Genomic DNA, 283 nt, shown 5'->3' on the forward strand with positions numbered 1-283 from the left:
GCTTTAATACTGTTAACTAAATTTTCTTTTAATATAATCGTTTATATCGAAAAATTTATTGAATAAGAGCATTCTACTAAAATATCTGTTCATAAAAAATTTAACTATCTTTTCAGATTTAGTATTTTGAAAGTTCTCTAAACGATCTTTGTTCATCCAGTATTTAATAACGTTACAGAAATCTTTTGTATAACCATCTCCATAAAACTCTGAATAGAGCGACTTTTCCCACCAATCTCTATGAGCAACAACCCACCCTTCAAAATCTATCTCTTTATTTAAT

1 protein-coding gene is annotated in these 283 nt (G+C 26.9%); it reads right to left on the reverse strand.

From position 1 onward, the window contains the following. Window positions 1-12: 12 nt before the first annotated feature. Window positions 13-283: hypothetical protein (locus AAEZ03_RS26915; protein ID WP_350582859.1), on the reverse strand; the 271-nt coding region annotated here is incomplete at its 5' end.

This window comes from Pseudomonas sp. HY2-MNA-CIBAN-0224 (assembly GCF_040310285.1).
Classification (GTDB): Bacteria; Pseudomonadota; Gammaproteobacteria; order Pseudomonadales; family Pseudomonadaceae; genus Aquipseudomonas; species Aquipseudomonas helleri.